This is a genomic window from Rhodoferax sp. LS1R11, assembly GCF_056521395.1.
In genome coordinates this window covers 331,134-349,600 of the sequence record NZ_JBWMAW010000002.1, presented here as the reverse complement: position 1 = coordinate 349,600, position 18,467 = coordinate 331,134, and the positions used below count along the sequence as shown (strand labels likewise).

Sequence of the window (18,467 nt, the reverse complement as noted above, 5' to 3'; positions counted from 1 at the left end):
CGACTCAAGTAAGTGGCTTAGAAAAAACGGGCGCCGCGCCTGCCAGCGCAGCCCGGCGCTGGCCCTCGGCCTGCACCATTGCCATGGCATAGGTCACCAGGCGCTCGCCATAGACATCGAGCGCTTCGTGGGAGGCGACCAGCTGGGGCCGGATGGCTGAAAACACATCACCTGCCACATGCAGCATCATGCCCAGCCCGGCAATGCTGAAGCACAGGCGGTGGATATCGTCGTCCGGCTCGGTGACCTGCAGATGACGGCACACCACGCCCACCAGGGCCATGTGTGCGGGCTTGATGTGGGTGTCAATTTCCTCTTGCCACACGCCGGTGGGTTCCAGCATTTCCCTGAAATGCAGCTTCATGCACTGCTGCATCAGGTCGCCCTGTTTGAGGGGCTCGACAAAGCCGCGCAGTACGCCGCTCAGGGCTTCTGGCAGGGTGAGGCCGGCACCGTCGAAGTCGCTGGGCTGGATATCCGGGTTGCACCGCGGGTCGACCCAGACGGCCCGGTACAGGCCCGCCTTGTCGCCAAAGTAGTAGCTGATGGACGCAATGTTCACCTTGGCCGCCTGGGCGATCTCTCGGGTGGAGGTTTTGGCGAAGCCTTTATCGGCGAACAAGGCCAGGGCCGCTTCCAGCAAGCGCTTGCGCGCCTCCTGGCCGTCGCTGCGCAGCGTCTTGCCGGGCGGGGTGTGGGAAAGAACGGTCGACATGCGCAGGATTCTAGCCAGTTAAAACAAACGATTGATTTAACTAGACCCATGTCCCGCAGGTCAGCCCGTGTTTGTCGCGCGGTCAAACACCGTGTGCCACAGCGCCAGCACCGCCTCGCGCTCTGCCTGCAGTTCAGGCAGGACCACCTGCGTGGGCTCTTCGTTCAGCCGGGCCTGGTGCTGCACCCGGCGCATGGCGCGGTAGGCGCTGGCCGCCGCGTGACCCACGCCGGCCGGCAGCAGCCCGGCCTGATCAGCCCGCTCCAGCAGGGCGATGTTGCCGGCGTTGTCGGTCAGTTCCGGGTGTTGTGCCGCGTTGGCCAGAATCAGGTACTGCATGACAAACTCGACATCGATCATGCCGCCCGGGCTGTGCTTGACGTCGAACTGATCACCTTTCACCGGGTGGGCGCTGCGCACCTTGTTGCGCATGGCGGTGATTTCAACCTTCAGGGCCTCGGGGTCGCGCGGCGCGGCAATCACGGCCTTGCGGATCGCGTCAAAACGCTGGCGCAACGCATCGTCCCCCAGCACAAAACGTGCCCGCGTCATGGCCTGGTGCTCCCAGGTCCAGGCGGTATTCGATCCGCGCTGTTGCTGGTAGTTGGCGTAGGCGTCAAAGCTGGTGATCAGCAGGCCGGAGTTGCCGTTGGGGCGCAGGGCGGTGTCGATTTCATACAGATCGCCCTCGCCAGTCTTGACCGTGAGCCAGTTGATGAGCTTGCGCACCAAGGCGGCATAGACCTCGGGGGCGCGTTCGTCGTCGTCCGAATAAACAAACACAATGTCCAGGTCGCTGCCGTAGCCCAACTCCTTGCCGCCGAGCTTGCCGTAGGCAATGATGGCAAATTGGGGGGTCTCGCGGTGCCGGCTTTTCAAGCGGTCCCAGCACCAGCGGGTGGTGATGCGCAAGACCGCTTCGGCCAGCGAGCTCAGGTCGTCGGCGACCTGTTCGACGGTGAGTTTGCCTTCCACGTCGCGCGCCAGGGTCCGGAACACCTCGGCATGGTGGGCGCGGCGCAGCAGGTTGAGCAGGGCTTCGTCGTCATCTTCGCCAGTGCCTGCCAGCGACGCCCGGCGGTGGTCCAGTTCCTGCTCGAAGTCGGGCGCGCTGAAGCGCTCGTCGAGCATGTCCACACTGGCCAGTTCGTCAATCACACCCGGGTGCAGCAGCAGGTAGCGCGCGGGCCAGCGCGCTGCGCCCAAGAGGCGCAGCAGGCGCTCGTGCACATTGGGGCGCTCCAACAACATGGCCAGGTAGCTTTCCCGGCGCAGCAGGGGCTCAATCCAGTCGGCAATGCGCACGGCGGACTCTTCGGTCACTTTGCCTTCACGCACCCATTGCGCCGTGCGGGCGACCAGGCGCACCAGCCGGGCCAGCGATTCTTCCCGCAAGGCGCGCACCCGCGGGTGGTCGCGCCAGACGGTGACCCGGGCTCTGAAAGTCGGCGGCAGCAGCTCCAGCAGCTCGTCAAAACCGGGTGTGGCTGCGGCGGCCTTGCCCCCTTTGCAACCTTTGCAACTTTTCTCGGCACCACCGCCCAGCAGGGCATCGAACTCCTGGGCGACCAGCTCGCGGTGGGCGTCGAGCTGGTGCAGCAGCTGGCAGGCGTTCTCATAGCCCAGGGTACTGGCGATCCACTCCAGGTCAGGGTCCTGCGTGGGCAGCACATGGGTCTGGTGGTCGTCCAGGTACTGGATGCGGTGCTCCACCCGGCGCAAAAAGTCATAGGCCTGGGCCAGTGCTTCGGCGGTTGTTTGCGACATCAGGCCAGCCTTGGCCAGCCGCGGCAGGGCGCTGAGTGTAGGGCGCGTGCGCAACTCGGGAAACTGCCCGCCGCGTACCACTTGCAGCAGTTGCACGGTGAATTCAATCTCGCGAATGCCGCCACGCGACAGCTTGACGTCGTTGGCCCGCTCCGGGTGCCCGGTGCTGCGTTTGCTCGCATGCTCGCGAATTTGCCGGTGCAGGATGCGCAGCGAGTCAAACACGTTGTAGTCCAGGTAACGCCGGAAGACAAATGGAATCACCACACTGCGCAGGCTTTGGGCCGAGCCGTCGGCCTCGCAGCCCAGGCGGGCCACGACCCGGCTCTTGAGCCAGGCAAAACGTTCCCATTCGCGGCCCTGCACATGCAGGTATTCCTCCAGCGCGCCGAGTGACACGGCGGGCGGACCCGAGTTGCCGTTGGGGCGCAGCGCCAAGTCCACCCGGAAGACAAAGCCGTGTTCGGTGGTGTCGCCAATCAGGCTGTAGATGGCTTTCACGGCCTTGCCGAAATACTCCTGGTTGGAGAGGCGGCCGCGCCCGGCGGCGTCACCTGCGGTGTCGCCGTCCTGGTCGTAGATGTAAATCAGGTCGATGTCGCTTGACACATTGAGTTCGCGTGCCCCCAGCTTGCCCATGCCCACTACCCAAAGCCGGGCACGCTCGCCCGTGGGGCTGACCGGCCTGCCGTGGGCCTCGTCCAGCAGCTGCTGGACCTCGTCGCAGGCGCGTTGCAAGGCAAATTCGGCCAGGTCGGTCATGGCTTGGGTCACCTCGCGCAATGAGGCGTGTTCCTCGCAGTCCAGGCACAGCAGGCGTTCCAGCACCAGCTGGCGCGTGGTGCGCAGGGCGCTTGCTGTGTCATTGCCTGCCGCTTTCAGGGCCGAAAAGGCCTGGGTCATCGTGGCTTGATCGGGGATGCCCGGGGGCAATAAGTGCAGTTGGGTTTCGTACCTGCGCCGAACGCGTTGTGCAAAACGCGAGTGGGATGACAAAGCGTGGCGGGTCATAATTCCAGACATATTTTCAAGTTAACAATGATCGACTTGTCGTCCGCGCCCTCATCCCTGCTTAAAACACTGTCAACCGTTGCCCGCTGGTCTCTTGGGATCGTTGTGGTGGCGTGGTTTTGTCTTGCGGTGGTCTGGGGGACGCTGCACTGGCTGATTGTGCCGCGAATCAGTGAATTTCGCCCGCAGCTGGAAGTCCGCGCCGCGCAGGTGCTGGGCGTGCCGGTGCGCATTGGGGCGATTGCCGCGTATTCGACCGGCATGATCCCGTCGTTTGAGTTCACTGATGTCCAGTTGTTTGACCCTCAGGGGCGTGAGGCCTTGCGGCTGCCGCGCGTGCTCGCCGCCTTGTCCCCGCGGTCCCTCTGGCATCTCGGGTTTGAGCAGCTTTATATTGACCGGCCGGAACTCAGTATCCGGCGCGCCCGGGACGGAAAAATACGGGTGGCCGGTCTCGATTTTTCCAACAATGGCGGCTCGGGCCAGGATGCGGCCGACTGGTTTTTCTCCCAGATCGAGTTTGCCATCCACGACGGCACCATTGAATGGACTGACGAACTGCGGGCCGCACCCCCACTGGCGCTCAAACAGGTGGAACTGGTCATGCGCAACCGGCTGCGCCGCCATGACCTGCGTCTGGATGCCACACCGCCTGCCAATTGGGGGGACCGGTTCACGGTGATGGGCCGCTTCCAGCAGCCCCTGCTGTCACGCCACAACGGCCGGTGGCAGGACTGGGAGGGCCAGCTCCATGCCGCTTTTGACCGGGTGGATCTGTCCGAGTTGCGACGCCATGCCGATGTCGGCATGGACTTGCGCGAGGGCAATGGCGCGGTCAGGGCCTGGGTCGACGTCAGCCGCGGCGCGGTGGTCGGCGCCGTGGCCGATGTGGCCCTGGCCGAGGTGAGCGTGACCCTGGGTGCGGACTTGCAGGCGCTGGAGTTGCGGTCCATTCTGGGGCGCCTGGGCGGGCGTGTTCTGGCGAACGGTTTTGAGTTTTCGACCCAGGGGCTGCAGTTTGACACCCGTGACGGCCTGCGCTGGCCGGGTGGCAACGTGAGCGCGATGTACATGGGGGCGGAGGGCAAAATCGCCGCCCGTGGCGAGTTCAAGGCCGACCGGCTGGACCTGGCCGCCCTGTCCCAGATTGCCAACCGTCTGCCGATTGATCCGGCCACCCGTGCCGCCCTGCAGACCTACGCGCCCAAGGGGCTGGTCGACCGGATCCAGGCCCAGTGGCAAGGGCCGCCCAGCGCGGTCAGCAGCTATGACGTCAAAGGCCATGTGAGCCAGCTTGAACTGGCCGCGCAGGTCGCCCCCCCCCCGGCGCCCGTGGCGTCCGGCGCGGCTGCGCCCCTGGTGGCCATGGGGATTCCCGGCATTCGGGGCGCCAGCGTGGAGTTTGATTTCAACCAGTCCGCAGGCAAGGCGGGCATCAGCCTGGCCAGCGGCAGCGTGGATTTGCCCGGCGTGTTTGAAGACACCGTGATTCCGTTTACGCAGTTGACCGCGGATGCCAAGTGGCAGATCAACGGGGCGCATTGGGCGGTGCAGTTGCCCAACGTCAAGTTCAGCAACGCGGATACGCAGGGCACGGCGCAGGTCAAATGGGAGACCAGCGACCCGCTCAAGTCCAAAACCCGTTCGCGCTTTCCGGGAGTGCTGGACCTGCAAGGCACCTTGAGCCAGGGTGACGGAACGCGCATTCACCGCTACCTGCCCTCGGTCATTCAAAAATCGGTGCGTGATTACGTGCGTGACGCCGTGGTCGCGGGCACGGTCAGCGGCGTCAAGTTCAAGGTCAAGGGCGATTTGTACAACATGCCTTTCACCGACCCGAAGCTGGGCGAGTTCCGGATTTCTGCCGATGTGCAGAACGCCACTTACGCCTATGTGCCGCGTAGCATCCAGCCCGCCGATGCCCTGCCCTGGCCGGTTTTGAGTCAACTCAATGGTGAGCTGGTGATTGACCGCATGCAACTGCAGATCAGGGGCGCACGCGCCAAAATGGGTTTTGCGGCCGGTGTGCCGAGCGTGCAGATCAGCAAGGTCGAAGCCCTGATTCCTGATCTTGACCACGCTGTCGTGACCGTCACGGCGGACGCGCGTGGCGCGCTTGGGGATGCGCTGGGCATTGTCAATGGCTCGCCGCTGGGGCCCATGACCGGGCGGGCGCTGGCCCGTGCCGTGGCGACGGGGGCGGCCGACTACAAGTTGAAACTGGGGCTGCCGATCTCAAACATTGACAAATCCACCGTGCAGGGCAGCGTCACGCTGGGCAACAACGACATTCAGATCTCCCCCGATGCACCGCGCTTGAGCCGGGCCCGCGGGGTGGTCAATTTTTCTGAAAGTGGTTTCTCCGTGGTGGGTGGGCAGGCGCAAATGCTGGGCGGCGATACCCGCCTGGAAGGCGGTATGGTGTCGACCGCGGCGAGTCTGGCCGCCCGCGCGGTGCCCCCGACTGTGATCCGTATCAACGGCACGGCCACGGCCGACGGTCTGCGCCAGGCCAAAGAGTTGGGTTTTGTGGCGCGCCTGGCGCAGCAGGCTAGCGGCAGTGCGGCGTATTCGGCCGTGTTGGGGTTTCGTCAGGGCGAGCCTGAGCTGATGGTCACCAGCAGTTTGCAGGGCATGGCCTTGAGCCTGCCGGCCCCCTTGAACAAGAGCGCCGAGTCGGTGCTCCCCTTGCGCCTGGAGACGGCCCTGGTGCGCGAATCCCTGGTGCCGGGGAGCAACGGCAAGTTGAACCTGAAAGACCAGTTGACGCTCGATGTCGGGCGCATTGGCTCGCTCGTGTATGTCCGTGACCTGTCCGGACCCGAGCAGCGCGTGGTGCGCGGCAGTATTGCGGTGGGCCTCACCGGTTCTGAATCAGCGCCGTTGCCTGAGGAGGGGGTGGTCGCCAATATCAATCTCAATGCGCTGGACCTGGATGTCTGGAGTACCGTGCTGTCACAGGTGGCGGGCACACCGCTGGCGCCGGTGGCCAACGGCGCCGTCAATGCCAGCAACGCACAGGGCTATTTGCCTACCAGCGTGGCGGTGCGGGCCCGTGAGTTGACGCTGGGGGGGCGCAAGCTCAATAACGTGGTGGTCGGTGGCTCGCGCGAGGGGCTGCTGTGGCGGATCAATCTGGACGCCAGCGAACTCAATGGCTATGTCGAATACCGCCAGCCGTCCGGTCCTGGCGAAGGCCGTGTTTATGCGCGCCTGGCGCGCCTGACCATCGCACCCGGAGCCGCCTCTGACGTGGAGGCACTGCTCAACGAACAGCCCGCGAGCATTCCCGCGCTGGACATTGTGGTGGACGACTTTGAGCTGCGCGGAAAACGCCTGGGCCGGGTCGAAATCGAGGCCATCAACCGGGGCTCGGGTGGGCTTGCGCGCGAGGGTGGCACACGCGAGTGGCGCCTCAACAAGTTCAACATGATCACGCCCGAGGCGGTGCTGACTGCCACAGGCAATTGGGCCACCCTCAATGCGCAGAATGGGGTGGCGCCGGGTCGACGCCGCACGGTGATGAATTTCAAACTCGACATTGCCGATGGCGGTGCCCTGTTGGCGCGCCTGGGCATGAAGGACGTGGTGCGCCGCGGGCGCGGCAAGATGGAGGGACAGGTGGGATGGATTGGCTCCCCCTTCACGCTGGATTACCCCTCCATGGCGGGGGCCTTTGCGGTCAATGTGGAGACGGGCCAGTTTTTAAAGGCGGACCCCGGTATTGCCAAGTTGCTGGGGGTCTTGAGCCTGCAGTCGTTGCCGCGTCGTCTGACGCTGGATTTTCGGGATGTATTCAGTGAAGGTTTTGCCTTTGATTTTCTGCGCGGTGATGTCACGATCGAACAAGGCATTGCCAAAACCAACAACCTGCAGATGAAGGGCGTGAACGCCGCCGTGCTGATGGAGGGGCGGGCTGACATTGCCAGGGAAACACAGGACATCAAGGTGGTGGTGGTGCCGGAAATCAATGCGGGGACGGCCTCCCTGATTGCCTCCGTCATCAACCCGGCCGTGGGTTTGGGAACCTTTTTGGCGCAGCTGTTTTTGCAGCGGCCCCTGAGCGAAGCGGCCACCCAGGAATTTCACATTGACGGGGCCTGGGCGGATCCCAAAATCACGAAAGTCGTGCGGTGAAAATCGTCTCCAGCCCGGCGGTGCTGCCCTCGGTGCTTCAGCGCCGCACGCTCTGGATCTCCCTGGTGTTGCTGGTGGTGGCCTTGCTGGCCATGCTGGTCTGGCTGGCTGGCCGGTACGAAGCAAGCCAGGTGCAGGACCGGGTGGAGCGGGATGCGGCTGAAGCGGTGGGCGATATTCGTGCAGCGCTGCTGCGCAATGTACAAAGCCTGCAGGCGCTTCAATACAGTGACCCGTCGCCCAACGCCTGGGCCATTGACGCCGCGGCGTTCCTGCGTGAGCACCGCGAACTTGTGCGCGTGGAATGGCGCAACAATGCCCTGCAAACGCAGGCGCAGGTGGACAGCCCTTTTCGCTCGCCGGTGTTTGACCACATGGGCCGAAGCAACACGCAGTCCGACCTGTTGCTGGCCTGTGCAACCGCCCGACGGTTCAATGGCCCGGTTTACGCCAGTACCTATTTTTTGCCCCTGATCGATGGCACAGGTGTGGAGCTCATGGAGTTGTGCTTCCCTTTGGACCGCGGTGGCAAACCCATGGGTTTTCTGGTAGCCACCTACGCCTTGCAGGACGTGCTCGATGTGCTGGTGGCGCGCAACACGACGCGCAATTACGAGGTTTCCTTTACCGAAGGGGACGGCACCCGCCTGGCGATGCGTGGCACAGCCCGCCGGGGTAGCCGTATCTTCACGGCCCAGCATCTGCTGGACTTGCCGGGCATGTCGCTGGTGCTGCGTATGGACAGCTGGCGCTCGGCGCCGGACTTGTTTCCCAACGTGCTCACGGCCTTGGTCACGGCCACGTCCATTGCCCTGGTGTCGGTCCTGGCCTTGCTGGGCAAGGACATGCGCCGCCGACTCAAGGCGGAGCGCGATCTGGCCGATGCGCTGGCGTTTCGCAAGGCGATGGAGGACTCGCTGGTCACGGGCCTGCGGGCGCGCGATTTGCAGGGCCACATCACCTACGTCAACCCGGCGTTTTGCCAGATGGTGGGGTTCTCGGCTGATGAGTTGATCGGGCACAGCCTGCCCGCGCCTTACTGGCCGCCCGAGTTTGTCGACGAATATCAGCAACGCCAGGCCATCCGGCTGGCGGGCAACCTGCCACCGCGCGAGGGTTTTGAGTCGGTGTTCATGCGCAAGGACGGCAGCCGTTTTCCGGTGCTCATCATTGAAGCGCCCCTGATCAACGCCCAGGGGACCCAAACCGGCTGGATGAGCGCTTTTCTTGACATCAGCGAGCAACGCCGGGTGGAAGCGCTCTCCCGCACCAGCCAGGAGCGCCTTCAGGCCACCGCCCGGCTGGCCACGGTGGGGGAAATGGCGTCCTTGCTGAGCCATGAGTTGAACCAGCCGCTGGCTGCAATCTCCAGCTACGCCACCGGGTCAATCAACCTGCTGCAGGCGGGGCCAGGGGCTTATGTCGAGTTCGAGGCCGACCTCAAGCTGGCCATGCACCGCATTGCGGAGCAGGCCGAGCGGGCTGGCAAAGTCATCAAGAGCGTGCACGACTTTGTCCGTCGCCGCGAGCAGGCACGGGACGCGGTGGCGCCGCAGGACCTGCTGGATGCGATTTTGCCGCTGGTCAACCTGCAGGCGCGCAACCTGTCGGTTCGTGTGCAGACGGAGGTGGGGCCGCACGTGCCGGATGTCTTGTGCGACCGTACGATGGTGGAGCAGGTGTTGCTCAATCTGGCCCGCAATGCCATGCAAGCCATGGACCAGCCGCATATTGTGGAACGGGTGCTGTCCATCAAGGTGAAAGAGGTCAACACCGGTGGCGGCAAGCCTTGGCTCCAATTTTCGGTGGCTGATGTCGGGGACGGCATTGCGCCGGATGTGCAGCTGCAACTCTTCAATCCGTTTTTTACCACCAAGGCCGAGGGCATGGGCATGGGGCTGAGCCTTTGCCGAACCGTCGTCGAACAGCATGGCGGTGCCCTGGTGTTTGAGCCCAACCAGCCGCAAGGCACCGTTTTCATTTTTACCCTGCCTGCCAGCCCGCTGGCATAACATCGCCCTATGCAACCTGTGATTGATGCCCTGGTTTTTGTCGTTGACGACGATGGTGGCGTGCGCGACGCGCTGGCGTGGTTGCTGCGTTCGCGGCGTTTGCCGAGCGAGGTGTTTGACAGCGCCGAGGCTTTCCAGTGCAAGGCAGAGGGTTTGGTGGCCTTGCAGCAACCCAGCTGCTTGCTGCTCGATGTGCGCATGCCGGGGCTCAGTGGCCTGGCGTTGTTCGACTGGCTGGTGGAACGAAACCTTCATCTGGCCATGCCGGTGATCTTTTTGACCGGGCATGCAGATGTGGCCACCGCGGTGGACGCCGTCAAGCGCGGTGCTTTTGACTTTTGTGAAAAACCCTTTTCCGACAACGCCCTGGTGGACCGTGTGGAGCAGGCCCTGGCGCGTTCGCAGGCCCTGCTGCAGGAACGCAGAAAGAGCGGACTGCTGAGGGAGCGTCAGGCCGAGCTGACCGACCGGGAGCGTGACGTCATGCGCCTGGTGGTGGAGGGCCTGCCCAACAAACTGATTGCCGACCGGCTCGATATCAGCGTCAGAACGGTTGAAGTGCACCGCTCCCGGGTGTTTGACAAAATGGAAGTCAAGTCAGCGGTGGAGTTGGCCAACCTGATTCGCGAGGCCTCTGCCTGAACCTTCAGGCCTGGCTCATCTCATTCCGGGTCGACGGGTGATGAGGAGGGGACGGTCTTGTCGTCGGTGAGGGTTTGGGAGGCTGGCAACTCCCCCTTTTCCCGCCCGGAAAACATGGTCCACCAGACAATCAAAATCAGCAACACCATGGCCCCCAATGCTTCCAATAAGAGCAAACTCATGAACCGACTCCTGTATACCGTTTTGAATGGCCTGATTGTAGGGATGCTGGCGGCCTGTGGCAGTGTGCCTTTCCATAGCCCCACCGACAGCCCGACGTATGAACCTGCGTTAACGCCAAGCGGTCAGTTGCCGGAAGACAACGGCGTCTTGCCGCCCCCCATCGTGCAGGCCAAAAGCCGCTGGACACCGGTGCGTTGGGCCGAGTTGCCGGGCCTGGGGGACGATCCCCTGCATGAGGCCTGGAATGCCTGGATCAAGAGTTGCGAGCGTCCGGGGCCGGTGTTTGCGCCACTGTGCGGCGACGTGCGGCGTTTGAGCATCGGCAGCGCCAGCGAGCAGCGGGCCTGGATGATGTTGCGTTTGCAACCGTACCGCGTGGATGCCCTGGCGGGCGGGGCCGAGGGACTGCTCACGGCCTATTTCGAACCGGTGATGGACGGCTCGCGCACGGCCAGCGCCGAGTTTTCCGTGCCGCTGTACCAACCGCCCCTGAGCCTTGCCCAGCGCAAGCCCTGGTACACCCGCCAGGAGATGGACACCGTGCCTGCCGTGCAGGCGGCGCTCAAGGGCCGGGAGATTGTGTATGTGGCCGACCCGATTGACGCACTGATCCTGCAGATTCAGGGGTCCGGCCGCATGCGCATCACGCAGACCGATGGAACCCAGGTCATGGTGCGTTTGGCCTACGCCGGCTCCAATGAGCAGCCTTACAAGAGCCCGCCTCGCTGGCTGATTGATCAAGGGGCGGTGCGTGATGCCTCGTGGCCCACCGTGAAGGCCTGGGCGGCGAAGAATCCCGCCCGAGTCAACGAGTTTCTCTGGAGCAATCCGCGGACGATTTTTTTCCGCGAAGAACCCTTGAACGGTCCTGACGCGGCATGGGGTCCCAAAGGCGCCCAAGGCGTGCCGCTGACGCCAGGCCGATCGATTGCCGTCGACCCCGGCAGCATCCCGTACGGCACCCCGGTGTGGCTGGCCTCCAGTGGCCCCACAGTCAAACTGCAAAAACTGGTGCTGGCGCAGGACACCGGCAGCGCCATTGTGGGGGCGGTACGGGCTGACTATTTTGCGGGCTCGGGCACGGCGGCGGGTGAATTTGCGGGTCGCCTCAAGCAAGCACTCAATCTTTGGGTGCTTTGGCCGAAATAGAGGGGGTAAACCTGTCACAGATTCCTTCAGCAGGCTAAGTCACCCACAACGAACGAATCCATGAACACATCCATGCGCGACATCGACGAACGGACCAATCTGGCGGGCAACAGCATGTTCGAGCTGCTGTTGTTCCGCTTGGGCGAAGCGCCGGGCACGAATCGGCGTGAGTTGTTTGGCATCAACGTGTTCAAGGTTCGGGAGATTCTGGTCATGCCCGAGATCACCGCCATTGCCAACGCGCCGCCCAGCGTGATGGGCGTTGCCAATATCCGCGGCCAAATGATCCCGGTGATCAATCTGCCGGCGATCACGGGCTGCAACCCCACCAAGGGACTGGGCATTTTGCTGGTCACCGAATTTGCGCGCACCACCCAAGCGTTTGCCGTGGAAGAAGTGAACGAAATTGTTCGCCTGGAATGGAAGCAGGTGCTCTCGGCCGAAGGCACGGGTGGTGGCCTGGTCACCAGCATTGCGCGACTGGACGGCAATGCCGAAGGCAGCCGCCTGGCGCAGGTGCTGGACGTCGAGCAGATTTTGCGCGACGTCTTTCCCCGGGAGCATCAGGCGATCCAGGATGCGGCTGTCATCCCCAAACTGAAACTGCCGCCCGGTACCGTGATCCTTGCCGCCGATGACTCGGCCGTGGCCCGGATGATGATCGAGCAAGGCCTCAAGGCGATGGACGTGCCCTACATCATGACCAAGACCGGCAAGGAAGCCTGGGAGCGTTTGCAGACGATCTCGGCCCAGGCGGTGGCCGAAGGCAAAACCGTCAAGGACAAAGTGGCGCTGGTGCTGACCGACCTGGAAATGCCCGAGATGGATGGCTTTACGCTGACGCGCAACATCAAGCAGGATGTACGTTTCAAATCCATTCCGGTGATCATTCACTCGTCCCTGACCGGCTCGACCAACGAGGGCCACGTCAAAAGCGTGGAGGCTGACGCCTACATTGCGAAGTTTGTGGCGGAAGAACTGGCTGCCACCATTCACGAGGTGCTGACGCGGCCGTGCTGAACAGCGCTGTGTTTTCTAAATCCGGCACTTGGTGAGGCCGGAGCCCTGTGCCAGTACAAATTTCCGGAAGGCACCGTTGACCCCCATCAGGTTGGAGTCACGTCGGTGCAACAGGCACCAGTCCAGCATTTTGGGCATGTCCTCCATGTCCAGCACCACCAGTTTGCCTGCCTCGATTTCAATTTGAAAGGTGTGGGCGGACAGAAAACTGATGCCCATGCCTGCCATCACGGCCTGCTTGATGGTCTCGTTGCCCGAGAGTTCCATGGACACCCTGACCTGCAGTGATTGCGCCTGCAGCAGGTGTTCAAAAAACTGGCGCGTGGCCGAGCCGGGTTCCCGAAAAATAAAGGGCTCGTCGCGCAAGGCATCCCAGTGAATGCGTCGTTTTCTGGCGAGCGGGTGGTTGGCCGCCGCCACAATGCAGTGGGGATTTTGAGCAAATGTTTCGGCCTCCACGTCGGCCTCTGACGGCGGGTAACCGGCGATCGCCACATCCAGCTGATGCTCCTGCAGCATGGCCAGGATTTTTTCACGGCGATCGACTGTGAGCTTGAATTTCACCCCCGGCCAGTGGTCTGCAAAAGCCATTAAAAGTGCGGGCGCAAAGTAGTGGGCCGTGGGCACCACCCCCAGATGCAGCAGCCCGCCTGTGGCCCCCTCAGGAACGTGAAATGCCGCCATGGCTTCCTCTGCAATCAGTACCTGGTTCAGGATGCGCCGGGTTTGGCGCAGCATTTCCTCCCCGGCCTGGCTCAGGCTCACCCGCTTGCCGGTTTTGACCAGCAGTTGAAGGCCCAGTTCGGTTTCAAGTTGCCGCATCTGCATTGAAATCGCGGGCTGCGTCAGGTTCATCTGCTCTGCGGCGCGCGAGTAACTCAAGTGGGAGGCCACGGCTTCAAATAGCCTGAGTTGGCGCAAGGTGAGGTTCTTCAGGCGTGCATCACGCGGGGGCTCGCGGAGCAGGGGGGGCTGAATACGGGATATCCCTGAGGACCGGGTCAGAGGACGTTGCCGTGGCGGTGTGGTTTTCATCAGTGTTTTCCCTTGGACTGCGCCCCTGTGTGATGCCTGAACACAGGGGCGGTGAGGCTGCAGCCCCTGGCGTTCGATCGATTTTATCAAGCATCAGAAAAATTGATGAATTTGATAAAAAAGTATGCGTTGCACCTATCGATTGGCGTGGCTACAGTCACTCCCAACTCTTCGCTACCTATCCCACCATGACCACTCGCACTACTCTCGCATTTCCTGCATGGAACCCGGCGCATGCCGCTTCCCTGGATGCCCCCAATTTGTTGCTGTACCGCTCCAACCTGCTGGGCTCCGACTTGCGCATCACCAACTACGGTGGCGGCAACACCTCGGCCAAGATTGACCAGAAAGACCTGTTGACCAGTGAAACCGTTCAGGTGCTGTGGGTCAAGGGCTCGGGGGGCGACGTGGGTTCGATGAAGCTCGACGGCTTCTCGACCCTCTACATGGAAAAGCTCAATGCCCTGCAAGGCATCTACCGCGGTCCGGCACATGAGGATGAAATGGTGGCCTACCTGCCCCATTGCACCTTCAACCTGAATCCCCGCGCTGCCAGCATTGACACGCCCTTGCATGCCTACCTGCCGTTTGCACACGTTGATCACATGCACCCCGACGCCGTGATTGCGATTGCCGCCATGGCGGACAGCGAGAAGCTGACCCAGGAGATTTTTGAAGGCGCTGTGGGTTGGCTGCCCTGGCGCAAGCCGGGCTTTGAGTTGGGCCTGATGCTGCAACGCTACCAAGCCGCGCATCCTGAACAGCGGGGTCTGGTGCTGGCCGGGCACGGCTTGTTCACCTGGGGTGCGGACTCCCAGTCTTGCTACGAGAACACCGTGGGCGTCATTGCCCACGCGCAAGACTGGCTGAGCCGTGAACGGGTGGCGCGCCAGGCCGTGAGCTTCGGCGGCGAGGTGCGTGCTTCACTGAGCACGCCAGCGCAGGATGCCGTCCTGGCGCGGGTACTGCCCGTCCTGCGCGGATTGGCCTCGAAATCAGGCCACAAGCTGATGCATGTGGACCGTCAGGCCACCGTCATGGAATTCGTCAACAGCCGTGATCTGGCACCCCTGGCGGCCATGGGCACGTCGTGCCCGGACCACTTCCTGCGCACCAAGATTCGTCCCTTGATTCTGGAAGAAGCCGTGTACACCCTGGAAGGCCCCGCGCTGGCCAAGGCCCTTGACGACAAGCTGGTGGCCTACCGCGCCGACTATTCGGCCTACTACGAGCGGTGCAAACGTGCAGACAGCCCGGCGCTGCGGGACGCCAACCCGGTCATCATCTTGTTGCCCGGCATTGGCATGGTGTCGATTGCCAAAGACAAGGCCACGGCGCGCATCGCTGGTGAGTTCTACGTCAACGCCATCAATGTGATGCGTGACGCCAATGCCATCAACACCTACGTGGGCCTGCCGGAACAGGAAGCCTTTGACATCGAGTACTGGCTGCTTGAAGAAGCCAAGCTGCAGCGTATGCCCAAGGCCAAACCCATGGTGGGCAAGGTGGCGTTGGTCACCGGGGGTGCCGGTGGCATTGGCCGCGCCATTGTGGAGCGCTTCCTGGCCGAGGGGGGCTGCTGTGCCTTGCTCGACATTGACGCCGCCGGGCTGGAAACCACGGTGGCTGAACTGCAAAAACGTTTTGGTGCTGACGTGGTGCGAGGCATGGTGTGCGATGTGACCAGTGAAGACTCGGTCATCGCCGCCTTTGCCCAAGCCACGGTCGAATTTGGCGGCGTGGACATCCTGGTGTCCAACGCCGGTATTGCCTCGGCCTCGCCGCTGGAAGACACCACGCTGGCCTTGTGGAACCGCAACCAGAGCATTTTGGCCACAGGCTATTTCCTGGTCGGCCGCGAAGCTTTCCGCCTGATGAAGGCGCAAGCCGTGGGGGGCTCCATGGTGTTCATTGCCAGCAAGAACGGCATGGTGGCCAGCAACCAGGCGGTGGCCTACTGCGCCGCCAAGGCGGCCGAGATTCAGCTCTCTCGCAGTTTTGCACTGGAAGGCGCGCCGCTGGGCATTCGCTGCAATGTGGTGAACCCCGACGCCGTGATTCGCGGCAGCAAAATCTGGACTGGCACCTGGAGCCAGGAACGCGCTGCCGCCAACAAGGTGGGTGAAGAAGACCTCGAAGCCTTCTACCGCGACCGCTCCCTGCTCAAGCGCAGTGTGTTTCCCGAAGACATTGCGGAGGCCACCTACTTTCTGGCCAGTGAACTGGCGGCCAAATCAACCGGCAATATTCTCAATGTGGACGCGGGCAATCTCGCTGCCTTTCCGCGCTAAGTTCCACCGCAGCCCTTTTCAGGACGTATTCCATGACACAACAGATCAACTCCCAGCTTGTCGCTGAACACAACGCACAGGCGGCCGCCCGTGTGAACCGGGACTATGAAACCCTGGGCGAGCAACTGGCCCGCCGGGGGGTGGACATTGCCGCACTGCAAGCCGACGTCGCCCAATTTGCCGTGGCCGTGCCCTCCTGGGGTGTGGGCACCGGTGGCACCCGCTTTGCACGCTTTCCGGGCCAGGGCGAACCGCGCAACGTGTTCGACAAAATTCAGGATTGCGGCATCATCCAGCAGCTGGTGCGCTGCACGCCCACCGTGTCGCCCCACTTTCCGTGGGACAAATGCACCGATTACTCGGAGCTGCGCCAACATGCAGCCGCCCATGGCTTGGCGTTCGACGCGGTGAACTCCAACACCTTCTCGGACCAGCCGGGGCAAGCGCTCTCCTACAAGTTTGGCAGCCTGACCCATGCGGATGCCGGTGTGCGGGCGCAAGCCGTGGCGCACAACCTGGAATGCATGGACATTGGCCAGCAGCTGGGCAGCAAGGCCCTCACCGTGTGGATTGGCGACGGTGCCAACTTCCCCGGCCAGAGCCACTTTCGCCGCGTGTTTGAGCGCTACCTCGACAGCAACCGCGAGATCTATGCGGCCTTGCCCGCCGACTGGCGCATGTTCCTGGAACACAAGATGTTCGAGCCCGCTTTTTATGCCACCGTCATTCAGGACTGGGGTTCCAGCTTGCTCGCCGCGCAAACCCTCGGACCCAAAGCCCGCTGCCTGGTCGACCTGGGGCACCACGCCCCCAACACGAACATCGAGATGATCGTGGCGCGCCTGGTCCATGCCCAAAAGCTCGCCGGTTTCCATTTCAATGACAGCAAGTATGGTGACGATGACCTCGACAGCGGCTCCATCAACCCGTTCCAGTTGTTCCTGGTGTTCAATGAACTGGTGGACGCTGCGCAGAGCGGTGCGGCAGAGTTTGACCCGGCTTACATGCTGGACCAGTCCCACAACGTGACCGACCCGATCGAGAGCCTGATGACCAGCGCCGCCACCGTGCAGCGTTGTTATGCCCAGGCGCTGCTGGTGGATCGCCAGGCGCTGACCGCCTATCAGGATGCCAACGATGTGTTGATGGCGGCGCAAACGCTCAAAGCCGCTTTCCACACCGATGTGACCCCGTTGCTGCAAAAAATCCGCATGGACGCAGGCGGTGCGGCGGACCCGGTGGCGGTGTACCGCGCCAGTGGCTACCGTCAGCAGGTGGCGGCGGTGCGGCCTGCCAGCGGCCCGAGCAGCGGCATTGTTTAAGGGCGCTTGTTCCCAGCAAGTGCGACTTCCCCATCGAATCCGGCGCAGCTGAAGAGGTCGCTGCAGTCGGTATCGAGACCGGCCTTCGGGTCCATTTGTCAGTCATTTTAAAAATCAGGAGACATTCATGAAGAAACAACTTAAATCCCTGCTCGCGGTGGCCTTGAGCGCGGCGCTGGTCAGTCCGGCCATGGCCGCTGACAAAATTGCGCTGGTCGTCAAGAGCCTCGGCAACGGCTTCTTTGACGCGGCCAACCAGGGCGCGCAGGAAGCGGCCAAGGAGCTCAAGAACATTGAGATCATCTACACCGGCCCCGCCAAGGCGACCGCTGAGGGCCAGATTGAAATTGTCAATTCGCTGATTGCCCAGAAGGTCTCGGCCATCGTGATTTCGGCCAATGACCCGGACGCCCTGGCGCCCGTGCTCAAGCGCGCTATGGACCGTGGCATCAAGGTGCTCTCGTTCGATTCACCCGTTCGCAAAGACGGTCGCATGATGAACCTGAACCCGTCGTCCAGCGCCCTGATTGGCGAAAAGCTGGTCAAGATGACCCAGGAGGCCATTGGCGCCAACGGTGAAATTGCCGTGTTGTCCGCCACGGCCCAGGCGACCAACCAGAACATTTGGATCGACGAGATGAAAAAGGTGCTGGCCCAGCCCGCCTACAAAGGGCTGAAGCTGGTGAGCGTCGTCTATGGCGATGACCAGACCGACAAGAGCTACCGCGAAGCCCAGGGCCTGTTCAAGAGCTACCCCAACCTGAAGGCCATCGTGGCCCCCACCACGGTCGGCATTGCGGCCGCCGCCAAGGCCGTGCAGGATGAGAAAAAAGTGGGCGCGCTGTTCGTCACCGGGTTGGGCTTGCCGTCCGAAATGGCCGGTCATGTGAAGAGCGGCGCCGTCAAGTCGTTTGCCATCTGGAACCCGATCGACCTGGGCTACTCGGCCATCTATGCCGCCAGCCAGTTCATCTCCGGCAAGGCCACCGGCAAGGCTGGCGAGAAAGTGTCCCTGGGCCGTGTCGGCACCGTCACCCTGGATGCCAATGGAGACGCGGCGATGTCCGAGCCGTTCACCTACGATGCTTCCAATGTTGAGAAGTTCGCCAAGTTCTTCTAAGCTAGCGGGCCTCCTGCTGGATCTCTGAAACGGGAGATTCAGGTCGGGCAACCCTGCCAGGTT

Annotated in this window: 12 protein-coding genes; 8 read left to right on the top strand and 4 right to left on the bottom strand. The window is 62.8% G+C overall.

Features of this window, described 5'->3' with window-relative positions:
• Positions 1 to 4: 4 nt before the first annotated feature.
• Positions 5 to 715, bottom strand: a complete 711-nt coding sequence (locus AC097N_RS04210; protein WP_479579490.1) for a CerR family C-terminal domain-containing protein — start codon at positions 713 to 715, stop codon at positions 5 to 7.
• 60 nt (positions 716 to 775) lie between these two features.
• The gene (gene glnE / locus AC097N_RS04205) at positions 776 to 3,505 is read right to left on the bottom strand and encodes a bifunctional [glutamate--ammonia ligase]-adenylyl-L-tyrosine phosphorylase/[glutamate--ammonia-ligase] adenylyltransferase (protein WP_479579489.1); all 2,730 of its coding nucleotides are present in this window, start codon (positions 3,503 to 3,505) and stop codon (positions 776 to 778) included.
• A 15-nt stretch (positions 3,506 to 3,520) separates the two neighbouring features.
• Here glnE and AC097N_RS04200 point away from each other — a divergent pair, with 15 nt between their 5' ends.
• Genes AC097N_RS04200 through AC097N_RS04190 form a run of 3 tightly spaced genes read left to right on the top strand, consistent with a single transcriptional unit; the run spans position 3,521 to position 10,284 of the window.
• On the top strand, positions 3,521 to 7,630 hold the full coding sequence (locus AC097N_RS04200) for a YhdP family protein (protein WP_479579488.1): 4,110 nt from the start codon (positions 3,521 to 3,523) through the stop codon (positions 7,628 to 7,630).
• Positions 7,627 to 9,642, top strand: coding sequence for a two-component system sensor histidine kinase NtrB (locus AC097N_RS04195; protein WP_479579487.1), 2,016 nt, complete (start codon positions 7,627 to 7,629; stop codon positions 9,640 to 9,642). Before AC097N_RS04200 ends, AC097N_RS04195 begins: the two co-directional genes overlap by 4 nt.
• 9 nt (positions 9,643 to 9,651) lie before the next feature.
• The gene (locus tag AC097N_RS04190; protein WP_479579486.1) at positions 9,652 to 10,284 is read left to right on the top strand and encodes a response regulator transcription factor; all 633 of its coding nucleotides are present in this window, start codon (positions 9,652 to 9,654) and stop codon (positions 10,282 to 10,284) included.
• A 20-nt stretch (positions 10,285 to 10,304) separates the two neighbouring features.
• Here AC097N_RS04190 and AC097N_RS04185 read toward each other — a convergent pair whose 3' ends face one another.
• Complete coding sequence (locus tag AC097N_RS04185; protein WP_479579485.1) at positions 10,305 to 10,466, bottom strand: hypothetical protein; 162 nt, start codon at positions 10,464 to 10,466, stop codon at positions 10,305 to 10,307.
• Between AC097N_RS04185 and mltA the strand changes: the two genes are divergently transcribed.
• Both mltA and AC097N_RS04175 read left to right on the top strand, forming a co-directional pair.
• The gene (mltA, locus tag AC097N_RS04180) at positions 10,399 to 11,616 is read left to right on the top strand and encodes a murein transglycosylase A (RefSeq protein WP_479579484.1); all 1,218 of its coding nucleotides are present in this window, start codon (positions 10,399 to 10,401) and stop codon (positions 11,614 to 11,616) included. The two genes, AC097N_RS04185 and mltA, sit on opposite strands and share 68 nt — an antisense overlap.
• Positions 11,617 to 11,676: 60 nt before the next feature.
• On the top strand, positions 11,677 to 12,636 hold the full coding sequence (locus AC097N_RS04175) for a chemotaxis protein (protein WP_479579483.1): 960 nt from the start codon (positions 11,677 to 11,679) through the stop codon (positions 12,634 to 12,636).
• A gap of 15 nt (positions 12,637 to 12,651) precedes the next feature.
• Here the strand turns inward: AC097N_RS04175 and AC097N_RS04170 are convergent, their stop codons facing one another.
• Entirely contained in the window at positions 12,652 to 13,671 is a 1,020-nt protein-coding gene (locus tag AC097N_RS04170) for a LysR family transcriptional regulator (protein ID WP_479579482.1), read from the bottom strand.
• 188 nt (positions 13,672 to 13,859) lie between these two features.
• On the opposite strand from AC097N_RS04170, the gene AC097N_RS04165 reads away from it, so the two are divergent.
• From AC097N_RS04165 to rhaS, 3 genes are all read left to right on the top strand, one after another.
• Positions 13,860 to 15,962, top strand: coding sequence for a bifunctional rhamnulose-1-phosphate aldolase/short-chain dehydrogenase (locus AC097N_RS04165; RefSeq protein WP_479579481.1), 2,103 nt, complete (start codon positions 13,860 to 13,862; stop codon positions 15,960 to 15,962).
• A gap of 32 nt (positions 15,963 to 15,994) precedes the next feature.
• The gene (rhaI, locus tag AC097N_RS04160) at positions 15,995 to 17,284 is read left to right on the top strand and encodes an L-rhamnose catabolism isomerase (protein WP_479579480.1); all 1,290 of its coding nucleotides are present in this window, start codon (positions 15,995 to 15,997) and stop codon (positions 17,282 to 17,284) included.
• Positions 17,285 to 17,411: 127 nt separating this feature from the next.
• Positions 17,412 to 18,404 carry a rhamnose ABC transporter substrate-binding protein gene (rhaS, locus tag AC097N_RS04155; RefSeq protein ID WP_479579479.1) on the top strand — a complete coding sequence of 331 codons (993 nt, stop codon included), beginning with the start codon at positions 17,412 to 17,414 and terminating at the stop codon, positions 18,402 to 18,404.
• Positions 18,405 to 18,467: the final 63 nt, after the last annotated feature.